General features: G+C 67.5%; 11 protein-coding genes. 2 read left to right on the top strand and 9 right to left on the bottom strand.

Translation table 11 applies throughout. The features are described 5' to 3' along the window. Positions 1-116 precede the first annotated feature (116 nt). Positions 117-1,415 (bottom strand): fatty acid desaturase family protein, encoded by a 1,299-nt coding sequence (locus IEW22_RS11555; protein ID WP_188586757.1) that lies wholly within the window; start codon positions 1,413-1,415, stop codon positions 117-119. Between the two features lie 146 nt (positions 1,416-1,561). Further along, positions 1,562-2,683: a ferredoxin reductase gene (locus tag IEW22_RS11550; RefSeq protein WP_188586756.1), complete on the bottom strand. Its 1,122-nt coding sequence runs from the start codon at positions 2,681-2,683 to the stop codon at positions 1,562-1,564. Positions 2,684-2,832: 149 nt separating this feature from the next. Here IEW22_RS11550 and IEW22_RS11545 point away from each other — a divergent pair, with 149 nt between their 5' ends. Next, positions 2,833-4,131, top strand: coding sequence for a lipase family protein (locus tag IEW22_RS11545; protein WP_188586791.1), 1,299 nt, complete (start codon positions 2,833-2,835; stop codon positions 4,129-4,131). 148 nt (positions 4,132-4,279) lie between these two features. Continuing rightward, positions 4,280-4,879, top strand: coding sequence for a GNAT family N-acetyltransferase (locus IEW22_RS11540; protein ID WP_188586755.1), 600 nt, complete (start codon positions 4,280-4,282; stop codon positions 4,877-4,879). Here the strand turns inward: IEW22_RS11540 and IEW22_RS11535 are convergent. The 7 genes from IEW22_RS11535 to lpqB all read right to left on the bottom strand — a co-directional run bounded on the left by IEW22_RS11535 (position 4,822) and on the right by lpqB (position 14,421). After that, the gene (locus IEW22_RS11535) at positions 4,822-5,430 is read right to left on the bottom strand and encodes a DUF6912 family protein (RefSeq protein ID WP_188586754.1); all 609 of its coding nucleotides are present in this window, start codon (positions 5,428-5,430) and stop codon (positions 4,822-4,824) included. The genes IEW22_RS11540 and IEW22_RS11535 overlap by 58 nt on opposite strands. Next, on the bottom strand, positions 5,427-6,815 hold the full coding sequence (locus IEW22_RS11530) for a wax ester/triacylglycerol synthase domain-containing protein (protein ID WP_188586753.1): 1,389 nt from the start codon (positions 6,813-6,815) through the stop codon (positions 5,427-5,429). The genes IEW22_RS11535 and IEW22_RS11530 overlap by 4 nt, the downstream gene beginning before the upstream one ends. Before the next feature lie 120 nt (positions 6,816-6,935). Next, entirely contained in the window at positions 6,936-7,496 is a 561-nt protein-coding gene (locus tag IEW22_RS11525) for an Rv3235 family protein (protein WP_188586752.1), read from the bottom strand. A 144-nt stretch (positions 7,497-7,640) separates the two neighbouring features. Continuing rightward, positions 7,641-10,451 carry a preprotein translocase subunit SecA gene (secA, locus tag IEW22_RS11520; protein WP_268235481.1) on the bottom strand — a complete coding sequence of 937 codons (2,811 nt, stop codon included), beginning with the start codon at positions 10,449-10,451 and terminating at the stop codon, positions 7,641-7,643. Between the two features lie 160 nt (positions 10,452-10,611). Then, on the bottom strand, positions 10,612-11,370 hold the full coding sequence (hpf, locus tag IEW22_RS11515; protein ID WP_188586750.1) for a ribosome hibernation-promoting factor, HPF/YfiA family: 759 nt from the start codon (positions 11,368-11,370) through the stop codon (positions 10,612-10,614). Positions 11,371-11,803: 433 nt separating this feature from the next. Continuing rightward, on the bottom strand, positions 11,804-12,469 hold the full coding sequence (locus IEW22_RS11510; RefSeq protein WP_229742507.1) for a ComF family protein: 666 nt from the start codon (positions 12,467-12,469) through the stop codon (positions 11,804-11,806). A 182-nt stretch (positions 12,470-12,651) separates the two neighbouring features. Then, positions 12,652-14,421 (bottom strand): MtrAB system accessory lipoprotein LpqB, encoded by a 1,770-nt coding sequence (lpqB, locus tag IEW22_RS11505; RefSeq protein ID WP_229742505.1) that lies wholly within the window; start codon positions 14,419-14,421, stop codon positions 12,652-12,654. Positions 14,422-14,427 lie beyond the last annotated feature (6 nt).

Here is a 14,427-nt window from a genome sequence, read left to right as displayed (position 1 = left end):
CCTGACGACCCGGGCACCGACCGACGGTGGTCCCCCACCGGCGTGGGCATTCCAGCCCAGACGCGACAGCGAGGCGACCCAGACGCGCCGGCGGGGCGCATCGGGGCCGCCACCCGTCATGCCGCTTCGCGCGCCCCCGCATCCGCGGCGCGACGACGTGCGCGCAGACCCCGACGACCGCGCAGTGTCTCGATGGCGGTGCGCAGACCCTGCCGACGCCCGGTGGCGGGGTCGACGACGGCCTGCAGCCGCGACGACTCGCCGTCGGCCTTGAACCGACGCTCGGAGGCGGTCTCGGGAGCGTCGTCGGCGGTGGCCCGCAGATACTTGTTGGGCAATGACAGCTTGGCGATGGTCCGCCAGGACTTCGCGTACTGCACCGGCAGCGACCCGGTGGTGTAGGGCAGGTCGTATTTGTCGCACAGCTCGCGCACGCGCACCGAGATCTCGGCCAGTCGATTCGACGGGAGATCGGGATAGATGTGGTGCTCGATCTGGTAGCAGAGGTTGCCGCTCATGAAGGCCATCACCGGACCGGCGGTGAAGTTCGCGCTGCCGAGCATCTGACGCAGATACCACTGCGCCTGCGTCTCGGTGTCGATGTCCTCCTTGGTGAACTTCTCCGCACCGTCGGGGAAGTGCCCACAGAAGATCACCGCATTCGACCAGACGTTGCGGATCACGTTGGCCATCAGCGTCGCCGTGAGCGCCTTGCGCCAGCCGGTGACCGAGCGGGTGGCCACGCCGACCGCCGCCGGGTGGACCACGTAGTCCTTGAGCGCCTGCGTGCCCATCTTCTTCAGCGCCGTATCGAGGTCGGCGCGGAACTTCTCCTTGTCGACGCGTCCCTGCGCCGCCTTGCCCAGCTCCAGATGCTGGATGGCCACGCCGTATTCGAAGGCGACCGACAGGATCGTGTTGTAGACGAGGTTGCCCAGGTAGAAGGGCATCCAGCGCTGGTCGCGGGTGACGCGGAGCAGGCCGTAGCCGATGTCGTCGTCCATCCCGAGCACGTTGGTGTACTTGTGGTGCACGAAATTGTGGGTGTGCTTCCAGAACTCGGAGGTTCCGGCGTTGTCCCACTCCCACGTGCTCGAGTGGATCTCCGGATCGTTCATCCAGTCCCACTGCCCGTGCATCACGTTGTGCCCGAGCTCCATGTTCTCGATGATCTTGGCGACACCCAGGGCCGACGCGCCAGCCCACCACAGTGAGCGTCGGCGCGAGCCGTAGATGAGTGCCCGGCCGGCCAGTTCCAGGCCGCGCTGGAAGCGGATGGTGTTGCGCACGTAGCGTGCGTCGCGGTCACCCCGCGACGATTCGATCTCGCGGCGCAGCGCGTCGAGCTCGTCGCCCAGTGCGGCGACGTCGGCCTCGGTCAGATGTGCGTACTCGGGAACATCGGTGATTGCCACGGTGACCTCCCTGACGGATCATGATCGGATCCGACGGTTGCGTAACTTACGGTTTCGTAGGTTACTGCACCGTAGGTCGAGGTTCAACCCCTGCCATCTGCGATGTTGTCCGCACTCAGGTGCGGCAACGGGTGCACACCGATCACTCACACGTCGAGCGTGCAGTCTCCGGCGGCCACGCTGATGCAGGTCTGGATCCGCTCACCCTCCACGTGTTCGTCACCGTTGCGGAGGTCCCGGACAGCCCCCTTGTCCAGCGTCACCACACACGTCTGACAGATGCCCATCCGGCAGCCGAAGGGCAACTGGACACCCACCGACTCGCCGGCCTCGAGAAGCGTGGTGGCACCGTCGACCTCGACCTCGCGGTGCGCCTTCTTGAAGGTGACCGTCCCGCCCGCGGCGCCGACCGCACCGCGTTCGACCGCGAACCGCTCGATGTGCAGGCGGTCCTGGGCACCGATCTCACCGAAGTAGCTCTCGACCACCGACAGGAATGACTCGGGACCGCAGGCCCACACCTGCCGCTGGGCGATGTCGGGAACCAGTTCGGTGAGTGTGCGTGCATCCAGCCGACCCGACTCCCGCGTGTACTGCACGTGGGAGTCGATCAGTCCCGACTGCGTCATCGCCGACAACTCGTCGCCGAACAGCGCCGACGCGGCGTCGGGTGCCGAATGCACCACCACGATGTCCGCACTCTGTCCACGGTGTTCGATCGTGCGCAGCATCGAGATGATCGGGGTGATCCCGCTGCCTGCGGTCAGGAACAACAACTTCGCCGGAATCGGTTCGGGCAGAACGAATTCACCCGCCGGTGCGGCGAGCCGGACGATGGTGCCCGGCGTGAGGCCGCGCACCAGATGCCCGGAGAGGAACCCCTCGGGCATCGCCTTGACCGTGATCGAGATCTGCCTGCCCCGGGTGCGCTCGTCGGCACCGGGTGCCGACGTCAGCGAGTACGAGCGCCACGTCCACCGCCCGTCGACGAGTACGCCGATCCCCACGTACTGACCGGGCTGATAGTCGAAGGTGAAACCCCACCCGGGTTCGATGACGATCGTCGCCGAGTCCTCGGTCTCGTTGACGACCTCGACCACCTTTCCGCGCAGCTCACGTGCCGACCAGAGCGGGTTGAGCAGTTGCAGATAGTCATCGGGGAGCAACGGCGTGGTCAGTCGGGCGATCACGCCACGGGCGACGTTGCTCGTACGGCTCCTCGACGCGACCCCGCGCGCCGGGAGTTCGAGCTTCTCGAGCCAGTTCATATCCACACCTCACGACCGGGCCGACTACTACCTACGGGACCGTAGGTTACCTTGCGACCCCGGTGGTCCGACAACCCCGGCGGGGACGAAGGTCCACGAACTTACCGATGAGTAAGCTATACTCCCCCGATGTGAGACTCAAGACACATATGGCCACTGCTGTGGCTGCGCTTACGGCGCTCGGGGGGATATCTGTCGGAGGCGGGATCGCCGCAGCGGCACCACTGCCGACCCCACCGCAGCCCATCGCCCCGCACCCTGCACTCGCTCTCGGTTCGAGCAGCCCGGGCGGAGACTTCTACACACCGCCCGCGGTCGTCCCGCGAACCCCGGGCGCGGTGCTCAAGTCGGTGTCGACTCCTCTGCTGCTGCAGATCCCCGGACTCACGGGACAGTGGCCGGGCGACGCGAAGACCGTCATGTACTCCTCGACACTGCAGGACGGCGCCCCGACCGCGGTGACCGGAACGCTCATCGAGCCCAGCGCGGCATGGACCGGTCGCGGCGAGCGGCCCACCATCGTGTTGGCGCCGGGCACCATCGGTCAGGGCGATCAGTGCGCACCGTCGAAACTGATGACCTTCCCCGCCTCGGTGGACCTGTCGAAGCCCTCGCTCGGGGTGAACTACGAAGCGGTGTTCGCCTACGCACTGCTGCAGAGCGGCTACCGGGTGATGATGACCGACTACATCGGGCTGGGCACCCCCGGCATCCACACCTACGTCAACCGGGTGGAGGAGGGCCACGCCGTCCTCGACGCCGCACGTGCGGCGATCACCCTGTCCGGAGCGAAAGCCTCTGACCCGGTGGGTTTCTGGGGCTACTCCCAGGGTGGTGGAGCCGCCGCGTCGGCAGCCGAGATGGCCGCGACCTACGCACCCGAACTCCACGTGAAGGGCACCTACGCCGGCGCACCGCCCGCCGATCTGGCCAAGACGGTCTCCGGGATCGACGGCACCTTCATCGCCGGGGCGATCGGATATGCGATCAACGGGCTGGAGGCCCGCTATCCGCAGATCGCCCCGATCATCGACCGTGAGGTCAACGCGCGCGGACGTGCTGCGTTGAAGACGGTGTCGACCCAGTGCATCGTCGACACGGCCCTGACCTTCGGTTTCCAGCACACCCAGAGCTGGACGCGCAGCGGGACATCGCTGGCCGCGATCATCGCCGCGAACCCCGAGATCAAGCGGGTCGTCGACGAGCAGCGCATCGGCCGACTCAAGCCCAACGCCCCCGTCCTGGTGACCACCGGGGTCAACGACGACGTGGTCCCGCACGGCCAGGTGCTGCAGCCGGTGAAGGACTGGCGCGCGCAGGGTGCCGACGTGACGCTGATCAACGACCAGACGCCGCCGATCTTCCCCGGGCTGGTGGTCAACCATGTGCTGCCGGACCTGTTCACCTCGATCCCGGCGTGGAACTGGCTCAACGCCCACTTCCGCTGATCGCCAGGGCTCGTCTCATCGAGAGCTCGTCTCATCGAGAGCTCGTCTGATGGAGAGCTCGTCCGAGCTCGGGCAGCCCGCATGCGGGTTGCCCGCACCGCACCGCCCGCGCCGATGATGTCGCGGGCGGTGCTCTAGCGTCGCGGGAGTGATCGACTTCCCCATCGTGACCCGCCGTGTGGTGCTGTCGCCGCTGACGACAGCCGATCTGACCGAGTTCGTCGCCTACCGTCGCGACCCCGGCACCGCGCGCTTCCAGTCGTGGACCACCGATTACTCCCGCACCGACGCGGCGGAACTCGTGGCCGGACAACCGGACTCCATCGCCAGCCGATCGGGACAGTGGTTGCAGATCGGTGTGCGTCTCCGCGACGCCCCGACGCTGGTCGGCGATCTCGCGGTCCACGCACTCGCCGAGCAACCCGACACCTACGAGGTCGGCGTCACCGTCGCACCCGCAGGGCGCGGTCGCGGTCTGGCCACCGAGGCATTGGATGCACTTGTCGGTGAGCTGTTCGAAACCCAACGCGCACACCGCGTGTGCGCGATCACCGATGTCCGCAACGCCCCCGCAGCCGCTCTGCTCACACGCCTGGGGTTTCGTCACGAAGGGCGTGCCGTCGAGGCGGACTGGTGCAAGGGCGAATGGACGTCCACCGATTCATGGGCGATGCTGCGGCGTGATGCCGGTCAGAGCAGTTCGAGCAGGAACGGCAGCTCCTGCGTGGCATACCAGCCGAGGTCGTGATCCTCGACGTCGCCGATCACCAGTTCCGCATCCTCGTCGCCGAGGTCGGCGGCATCGACCACCTCCGTCGCCGCGCGCACGCTCGCCTCGGCGTCACCGCCGTCGACGTGAACCGAGGCCACCGACGACAACGGGATCGTCCCGCCCACCCGCACCACCGCGGCGTCGAGGTCAGGCCGCAGCGTCACGTCGTCGACGTCGGCGGCGACCACCGCGCGCCGCGTCGGCAGTGCACTCTCCCCCGCCGCCTTCCCGGATGCATCCGACTGCCCGGTGTCGTCGGACTGCCCGGTGTCGGAGTGCGCGGGCGCATCGGACTGCTCAGCGTCGGAGTGCGCAGGTGCATCGGACTGCTCAGCGGCCAGCAGACGCAGCGACGCCCGCGCCGCCTCACGCATCGCCACCTCCGACAACTCGTCGTCGTCGCCGGAGGTGTAGGCCTCGCGCAACGCGGGCGTGAGGGCGAAGCCCGTCCCGCTGACCGGCGTGAACTCCCCGGTCTCGTTCAACGCCATCAGCATCGCCAGTGTGGCGGGCAGATACACCCTCATCGTGTCCTCTCGTCGAGTTCGTCGAGCGATTCCTCGACGTAACCGGGCAGGGTCTCGAGATCCCACACCGCATCACGGTCGGCGGTGAAGGCGAAATGGAGGTCGCCGTCGTAGGCGGTCGCCCCGATCGCCAAGACGCGGTCGTTGACGAGCACCGGCACCGGGAGCGCGGCGAGCAGCCGGTTGCCTGCGAGATAGCGCGGACCCGACGAGCCGATCCCGACCGCGAACGGCACATTGAAGTCACCGTTGCGCAGCGTATGGACGGCGCGGGCGGCCAACGCGTGCACGGTCGCGGCCGAGGGCATCGGCCGCCCGTCGAATCTCCGGTCGAGAACCTGACGGTGTTTGGAACTCGAATGGGATATGTGGGCGATCCGGATCGACGGATTGGACTCTCCCACCGGCAGATCGACCACGGTGCCACGCAGCCCGTCGGCCACCCAGCGGCGGTCGATGTCGACGTCGTGCGGCTCAGCGGTCCCCGCCGGCCCGTCGGGCAACATCACGCGAACCGACTCCGAGGACGACACCGCGGGAACCCGCGAGGCCAACCAGCGGCGCAGTGCACCGCTGAGCGCGGCGAGCACGATCACGTCGACGCTCACCCCGTCGTCGGCGGCAATGGACTCGATCCGGTCGATACCCACCGAGACCACCGCGAAACGCCGGTGGTTTCCGACCGGACCGTTCAGTGCGTTCTGCGGCGCCGACGCCGAACCACCGAGCAGATCGCGGGCACGCCGAGTCACGCCCGCGATGGCCCGCCCCGCCAGCCATGAGGGCCCGAACAGATATGCGGTCTCGGCCACGCGCCACGGATGTGTCGCGAGCCGCATCAGCTCGGCGACCGCGAGTTCCACACCTCCGGGTTCGCGCTCGGGCAGCCAGATGTCCTCGGCGATGTGATCAGGGGTCACCGTGTCGTCGAGGAGCACCTCGGAGATGTCCGGCGACGACGCCGACACCACCGCTCGGTGCGTCTTGGTGATCACGGCGACCCGCCCACCGCTGAGCCCCTCGACGAGATTCATCTCCCACAGCGGCCTGGTGGGGTCCAGCGGCCGTGAGATCAGTCGTTCCACCAGGTCGTAGAGCTGCTCGTCGGCGCCGGGGCTGGGCAACGCCGATCGCCGTACGTGGTAGGTGATGTCGAAGTCGTGGTCGTCGACCCACGCCGGGTGCGACAGGCCGACACCGGTGCGCACACATTGCCGATAGCGCGGGGCGAACTGGAGCCGTTCCTCGACCGTGGTCATCAGCCGCTGGTAGTCGAGTCCGCGTTCACCGCGCTCGAGTACCAGCACGAACACCACGTGGTCGGTGGATCCGCGCTGATCCGCCTCGAAGAAGGCCGCGTCGTCGTCCGACAGCCGATTCACCATGTGGTGTCGGCACCCCCGGCCACCGTGATCCTGGGAAGGTCCGCACCCGCATCGTCGCGTCGGCCAGCGGATCCGGTCACCGCGAGCTCCGTCATAGGCATGAGGTGATGGTAGTGCCCGTCACCCCACCGCGAGGGCGACCACGGTCCATCGACGGACTTTGCGTCGCGGACCACCCGGCGTCACCCGCTCACGGACCTCACTGTGTTCGAGTCGGGCGGCGAGCGCATGGGTGCGCTCACCCCGCCGATAGGTGGCGAACACCTCGATGGCGCCGGAATCGCTGCGTTGCAGGTGAACTCGTGACACCACCGCGGCACTGCCGGCACCGGCCCGGCCGCGGGTGATCACGCGGAGCTGGTCGAGCACATGCGGCGCGCACATGGACGCGACCTGTTCGACGCGACGTCGCCGGTCGAGCACCTCGAGAATGCGCCGCACCGCGGTGGCCGCGAGTGGCCGCAGATCAGCATCCGGGGGCGCCGACACCGCCGCCGGCCGATCGGAACCGGCCGAAGCGGTACCGGCTGCGGGTGCGGCGTTGTGGGCTGCGGCGTTGTGGGCTGCGGCGTTGTGGGCTGCGGCGTTGTGGGCTGCGGCGTTGTGGGCTGCGGGCACAGCGAGGCCGACTGCGGGGCGACAGGTCGGCGCAGCAGAATCGATCAGCGCATGTGAGGTCATGCAACCTCAGACGCATGACCGGCGTCTGCGGTTGCAGATCGTCGGTTACGCGTCCGACAGTTGTCCGGTGACGCGCCCGCGAGCGGGCTCGGCGGCGCCTCTGAATCTAGCGGCGCTTCTGGGTCTCAGCGGCGCTTCTGGGTCTCAGCGGCGCTTGCGCGACTTGGCCGGCTTGTTGCGGCTGCCCCGTGCATCAGCGCGGGCGGCAGCGCGGCGTTCCCGGCGGCTCGCCGACGCGAGCGCTGTATCGGCCTCGCTGTCAGCACTCTCGGCGCCGCCTTCCTCCTCGGCGAAGGTGTGCGTCTGCAGACCGCCTCCCTCCGAGGGGCCGGAAAACAGCACCGCATCATCCTCGGAGTCCCCGCTGCCGTTGCCGCGCAACGCTTCCGGCAGCTGCGCATCGGCGATGGGACCCACCGCGGAGGCGATCGGCGCCTCGGCGGGAGCGGCCTCGACCTCCACGTGGAAGAGCATCTGAACGGTCTCTTCCTTCATGCCGTCGAGCATGCCGGTGAACATGTCGAAACCCTCGCGCTGGTATTCCACCACCGGATCACGCTGAGCCATCGACCGCAGGTGGATGCCCTCACGCAGATAGTCCATCTCGTAGAGGTGGTCACGCCACTTGCGGTCGATCACGGTGAGCAGCACGGTCCGCTCGAGCTGACGCATCGCACCCTCGCCGGCGATGCCGTCGATCTTTTCCTCGCGCGAATCGTAGACCGACAGCGCATCGGCCACGATGAGCTCGGTGAGGTCCTCGGGTGTGATCTCCTCGCGCTCACCGTATTCGTTCTCCGACACCACCTGCTTGTAGTCCAGGGTGATCGGGTACAGCGTGCGGATCGCCGTCCACAGCTCGTCGAGGTCCCAGTCCTCCACATATCCCTCGGCGGTCGCGCCGGTCACATAGGCCTCGATGACCTCGCCGATCATCCGACGGACGGTCTCGCTGTTGTCGGCACCCTCGAGGATCTTGCGGCGCTCGGCGTAGACGACCTTGCGCTGCTGGTTCATCACCTCGTCGTACTTGAGCACGTTCTTGCGGATCTCGAAGTTCTGCTGCTCGACCTGCGTCTGGGCGCTGCGGATGGCCTTGGAGACCATCTTCGCCTCGATCGGCACATCGTCGGGCAAGTTGACGCGGTTCATGATCGACTCGAGCGCGGCACCGTTGAAGCGACGCATCAACTCGTCGCCGAGCGAGAGGTAGAAGCGAGTCTCCCCCGGGTCGCCCTGACGACCCGAACGGCCACGCAGCTGGTTGTCGATGCGGCGCGACTCGTGCCGCTCGGTGCCGAGCACGTACAGGCCACCCACCTCGCGCACCTTCTCCGCATCGGCGGCCACCTCGGCCTTGACCTTGGCGTACACCTCATCCCACGCCGCCTCGTACTCGTCTGGGGTGTCGACCGGATCGAGACCAGCCTTGCGCAGCGCCATGTCGGCGATGATGTCGGGGTTGCCGCCGAGCACCACGTCGGTGCCGCGGCCGGCCATGTTGGTGGCCACGGTGACACCGCCCGTGCGGCCGGCCTGCGCGACGATCTGCGCTTCCTGCTCGTGGAACTTCGCGTTGAGCACCGTGTGCGGGATCCCGCGGCGTTCGAGCTGACGCGACAGGTACTCCGATCGCTCCACGCTGGTGGTACCGATGAGGACCGGCTGACCCTTCTCATGACGTTCGGTGACGTCGTCGACCACCGCGGCGAACTTGGCCTCTTCGGTCTTGTAGATGAGGTCGGTCTCGTCCTTGCGGATCATCGGCCGGTTGGTGGGGATCGGCAACACGCCGAGCTTGTAGATCTGGTCGAGCTCGGCGGCCTCGGTCTCGGCGGTACCGGTCATACCCGAGAGCTTGTCGTACATGCGGAAGTAGTTCTGCAGCGTGATCGTGGCCAGCGTCTGGTTCTCGGCCTGGATCTCGACGCCCTCCTTGGCCTCGATCGCCTGGTGCAGGCCCTCGTTGAACCGGCGGCCGTCGAGCACGCGACCGGTGAACTCGTCGACGATCATGACCTCACCGCCGCGCACGATGTAGTCCTTGTCGCGCTCGAAGAGCTCCTTGACCTTGATCGCATTGTTCAGGTAGCTGACCAGCGCCGAGTTGGCCGGCTCGTAGAGGTTGTCGATACCGAGCTGATCCTCGACGAACTCCACACCCGCCTCGTGCACGCCGACGGTCTTCTTGCGGATGTCGACCTCGTAGTGCTTGTCGAGCTCGAGCAGCGGAGCGATCCGCGCGAACTCCACGTACCACTTACTCGACGAGTCGGCGGGACCGGAGATGATCAGCGGGGTACGGGCCTCGTCGATGAGGATCGAGTCGACCTCGTCGACGATGGCGTAGTTGTGCCCGCGCTGGACGAGTTCCTCGAGGGAGTGCGCCATGTTGTCACGCAGATAGTCGAAGCCGAACTCGTTGTTGGTGCCGTAGGTGATGTCGGCGCCGTAGGCGACGCGACGCTCGTCGGGCTTCATCCCGGTGAGCACCGCGCCCACCTCGAGTCCGAGGAACCGGTGCACACGGCCCATCCACTCGGAGTCACGTTTGGCGAGGTAATCGTTGGTGGTCACCACATGGACGCCGTCACCGGACAGTGCGTTGAGGTAGGCGGCCAACACCGAGGTCAGCGTCTTGCCCTCACCGGTCTTCATCTCGGCGATGTTGCCGAAGTGCAACGCCGCTGCACCCATGATCTGGACGTGGAAGGGCTTCTGGCCCAGGACCCGCCAGGCCGCCTCACGGGCCGTGGCGAACGCCTCGGGCAGCATCTCGTCGAGGCTCTCACCCGCGGCGCTGCGCTCCTTGAACTCGGCGGTCTTGGCGCGCAGCTCGTCGTCGGTGAGGGCCTCGTACTCGTCGGACAGCGATTCCACATGCGTGGCCAACGCATCAAGGCGTTTGACCATGCGGCCTTCACCGACCCGCAGCACCTTGGTGAGAACTGACAAAATCCCTCGATCCGATCGACTTACACGTGTGACCCTCGGCAGATCGCCCACCATCGTACCGACCACCACACGGCCGTCGCCGCGACGGCCACCGCGCGCTGGGGTCGGGCATATCGCCCGACCCCAGCGCGCGGATCGTCGCCTCTCCCCCGGCGAATCGTCAGGCCAGCCGGATCAACCCGTAGTCGAAGGCATGGCGCCGGTAGACGACGCTGGGCCGGTCGGTCTCCGAGTCGTGGAACAGGAAGAAGTCGTGCCCGACGAGTTCCATCTGGTAGAGCGCGTCGTCGACGGTCATCGGCTCGGCCGGGTGGTCCTTGACCCGCACGACGTGGCCGGGTTCGTAGTGTTCGACCTTTCCCGCGTACGGGTCGGCACCGTCGAGCGGGTCGACCTCGACGTCGGCGTCGGCGGTCGCCTCGGCCACCGAGATCGGGGTGCGGCTGCCGTAGGACACCCGGCGCCGGTCCTTGATCCGGCGCAGGCGCGACTGCGTCTTGGCCAGCGCCGCCTCGAGTGCGGCGTAGAAGTTCTCCGCACACGCCTCCGCACGCACCACCGGCCCCTTACCCCGGGCGGTGATCTCCACATGCTGACAGCTCTTGGACTGGCGGCGGTTGCGTTCGTGGTCGAGTTCGACGTCGAAGTGGTACAGGGTCGAGTCATAGCGCTCGAGCCGAGCGAGTTTCTGTGCCACATAGCGCCGGAAGTGATCGGGGACGTCGACATTGCGTCCCTTCACCACGATCGTCGCGGTGGGCTCGGCCAGGGGTGACGTGTCGGTGTCGGTATCGCGCACATAGGTGGACGGAATCTCGAACGGATCCACGAGATCGCCGGGGTCGGTGGTTGTCTGATCTCGAGCGGATTGATCTCGAGTGGACTGGGCGCGGGTTGACTGGGCGAGGGATGATGACATCGTTACCTCCGATGTTGTCGGATCGACGCCCTCGGGACGCGGGTTCCGCAGTGCACGCCGCGCCGCTGCATCGCAGCGATGACTTCGCGCAGGGGAACGATTCACGCAGGCGTCTGTGTGCCACAGATACGTTGTGCCACAGATGAATTGGCGTCATGCCAATGATGTCGGCCCGCAGATGACACCACGGGCGACCTGGTGGTGAGTGATCACCTCCGTCCGGCTGCGGTGAGGGATTGTGCCGTTGAGTCGACCGTAGCGCCCAGACCCGCACCGCGCCATCATTTGGCCATGTCCAATTAGGTGACGATTGGCACGCGATTCACCTGTTGTCAACGCGGGGTGCGCGGTCCCCGCGCACGACCAGGCGGCAGTGATCAGACAGCAGTGATCAGGCGGGCGCGATCAGACGGCCGCGATCAGACAGCGACGATCAGGCAGCGGCGATCACCGCAACCACGTCGATCCCGATGCCGGCACCGGCGAGTGCGGCGATCGTGGCCGCACAGGTCGACCCGGTGGTGAGCACGTCATCGACGAGCACCACCGCCGCATCCGGTGGCGGTGGTGCGCGGCGACCGAGCACGTGTATCGCATCCGCCATGTTGGCGATCCGCCCGTCAACCGACAAACCGGTCGAATCGCGCGCTGTGGCAGCGGTTCTCACCATCGGCGATACGGTCACCCGGTCGCCGAGCAGTGATGCAGCCGCCCGCGCGACCCTGGTCACCGGATCACCGCCGCGGCGGCGCGCGGCCAGCACGCGGGTGGGGGCGGGCACGAGCACCAGCCGGTCACGGTCGGGGATCTGCCCGTGGCGGCCCATCCAGATCAGCAACGAGGCCAGACAGTGCGACAGCGGCCGCACCAGATCCACCCGCCGATATTCCTTGAGCTCGATGACCGCGCGGCGGTGTGGATCCCGATAGTGCGCCGCCGCCCAGACCGCGACCGGAAGTCCCACCCGAGGAGTGACGTGCAGCGGTGTGTCGCAGAGAAGATCGTCGCAACTGTCACACCAGTCCACACCCGGTCGTCCGCAGCCGCCGCAGGCGGCGGGGACCGCCAGGTCGACCAGCGCCCGACCGATCGCCGTCACATCCACAACGCAAGCCTCGCAGCACCCTCCCCCGTGCGGGGTGGGGTGGGCGCCCGGCGCGCCGGCTTGTCCACAATCGCCGGGATGTCCACAGCCGGGCCCGGCACTCAACCGCCGAGCGGCAGGGTCACTCAGGGCCGCGAGGCGGCAGGGTCACCAGGGCCGCGAGGCGGCAGGGTCAGTCAGGGCAACACCGGAATGGCGAGGGTGCCCATTGTCGGACCCACCTCGTTCCAGTACTGATCGGGCTCACCGTTGGTGGTTCCCAGCCGTAGGACGCCTCGGCTGTCACCGGCGTAGATCGTGGAGGTGTCGGCGACCACCGCCCGCACCGGCGGGGTCAGGTTGGTGTTGAGCAGGCCCACCGCGGGACTGCCGTTGATCGGGATCTGCACGATCGGGTTGTCCTGATCGTCGAGGGCGACCACCAGGGTGTCGCCAGACACCCAGTCCAGCGACACCGCCTCACCCGACAGATTCAGCCCGAGCCGACCCGGTTGCACCAGCGACATCTTGCCGTCGGAACCGTGCGCGATGGCGGCCACCACCACCTGCCCGCCGACGATCATCGCCGCCCGCGAACTGTCCCGCGACACTTGCAGCTCGGTGATCGCGCCGCGTGCGACACCCGGAACACTCGAGGCATCGACCGGATTGACCACTGTCTGGCCGGTCGTCGGGTCGGTGACCGCCGCGGTCACCCGCCCGTCGATCACCGCCCACACAGTGTTGTGGCCGCCCTCGAAGGACGGTCGGGTGATGGTCGCACCCCGTGCCACCTCCCGGTCGTCGGAGTTGTAGGCGCCCACCGCCAGGATCATGGCCCCGTTGCCACCGGCGCCGTCGTCGTGGATCACCCCGGCCGCGCGCTGGTCGTCCGAGGAGATCGCCGCCGACAACAGCCCTCGCGCGCTGCCCAAGGTCCCCGTCACCGGGGTGAGCGTCGAGTCGTCGACCTGACGCAACAATGCTCCGTCGCGGATCACGTGCAGCCCGATGGTCGAACTCGGCGCCGGCGACGGATCGTATTCGCCAACGTCACCGATCGCCCAGCCGTCGGCATATCGATCCATCAACGGAGCGCCGTCGGCGTCGATGCGGTAGGGACCGGCGACGTCGGCCTTGGCCAGCGTCCAGATCACCTCGGCGGCCAGCAGTTCCCTCGTCTTCTCCGACAGATCACTGAGACCCGAGAAGTCCAGTTCCACACCGCTTCCCGTCGCCACATCGATCGACCCGCGCAGTGACGCACCCGCGGGGATCGGATTCTGCACAGCCGGTCCGATACTGGCGGAGGGACCCTGCACGAGGTAGCCCACCAGCTGGTCGGCGAGCTGACTGCCCGGCTGGAACAGCCAGCGTGGGTCAGGTGTCAGCGTGTCGCCGTCGTGGTTGGGGAAGTACAGCTGCTGGGAACGGTAGAGCGACTGGAACACCGAACGGTCGAGCAACACACCCGAGGGCAGGCTGTCGATACGCCACTGACCGTTCTCGCGGATCAGGGTCAGCCGGGTCTCCACCCGGCCGCTGCCCGGGGTCAGATGACCGTCGGAGCCCAGGCTCCCGTCGTTGTCACCCACCACCCGTATCGAAAACGTGGTGTCACTGCGCTCGTCGATGAGCACGTTGATGTCGGAGATGATGATCGTGTCGCCGCGATCGTCCCAATCGCGCATCGCCGACGAGGTGAGGAACTGGCGGGCGGCGACATGCCCGGAGGCCGGGTTGGCGGTCGCCTTGAGGAATGAGCGCACCAGCGACTCGGGATCCATCCCCGGGCTCGGACGGGGCGCCGAGGGCACCACGTCGTGACGTTCCAGTGACTCGATCGGCTGCGGACTCGATGAATTCGGGATCGACACACAGCCACTCAGGACCAGCACCAGCAGCCCGACCAGTACGGCCGACACCGTCGCCGACCGTCGGCGCGCATGCCGCGGCACCGGACGCATCGACTT

Source organism: Gordonia jinhuaensis (genome assembly GCF_014639795.1).
In the GTDB taxonomy this organism is placed as follows: domain Bacteria; phylum Actinomycetota; class Actinomycetes; order Mycobacteriales; family Mycobacteriaceae; genus Gordonia_B; species Gordonia_B jinhuaensis.
This window is presented reverse-complemented; position numbering and strand designations above follow the sequence as displayed.

Bases quoted from the DNA above. Each gene is read 5' to 3' on its own strand.
- IEW22_RS11525 (WP_188586752.1), bottom strand. From the start codon at position 7,496: ATGACCTCACATGCGCTGATCGATTCTGCTGCGCCGACCTGTCGCCCC.
- lpqB (WP_229742505.1), bottom strand. From the start codon at position 14,421: ATGCGTCCGGTGCCGCGGCATGCGCGCCGACGGTCGGCGACGGTGTCG.
- IEW22_RS11545 (WP_188586791.1), top strand. From the start codon at position 2,833: ATGGCCACTGCTGTGGCTGCGCTTACGGCGCTCGGGGGGATATCTGTC.
- IEW22_RS11535 (WP_188586754.1), bottom strand. From the start codon at position 5,430: ATGAGGGTGTATCTGCCCGCCACACTGGCGATGCTGATGGCGTTGAAC.
- hpf (WP_188586750.1), bottom strand. From the start codon at position 11,370: ATGTCATCATCCCTCGCCCAGTCAACCCGCGCCCAGTCCACTCGAGAT.
- IEW22_RS11550 (WP_188586756.1), bottom strand. From the start codon at position 2,683: ATGAACTGGCTCGAGAAGCTCGAACTCCCGGCGCGCGGGGTCGCGTCG.
- IEW22_RS11530 (WP_188586753.1), bottom strand. From the start codon at position 6,815: ATGGTGAATCGGCTGTCGGACGACGACGCGGCCTTCTTCGAGGCGGAT.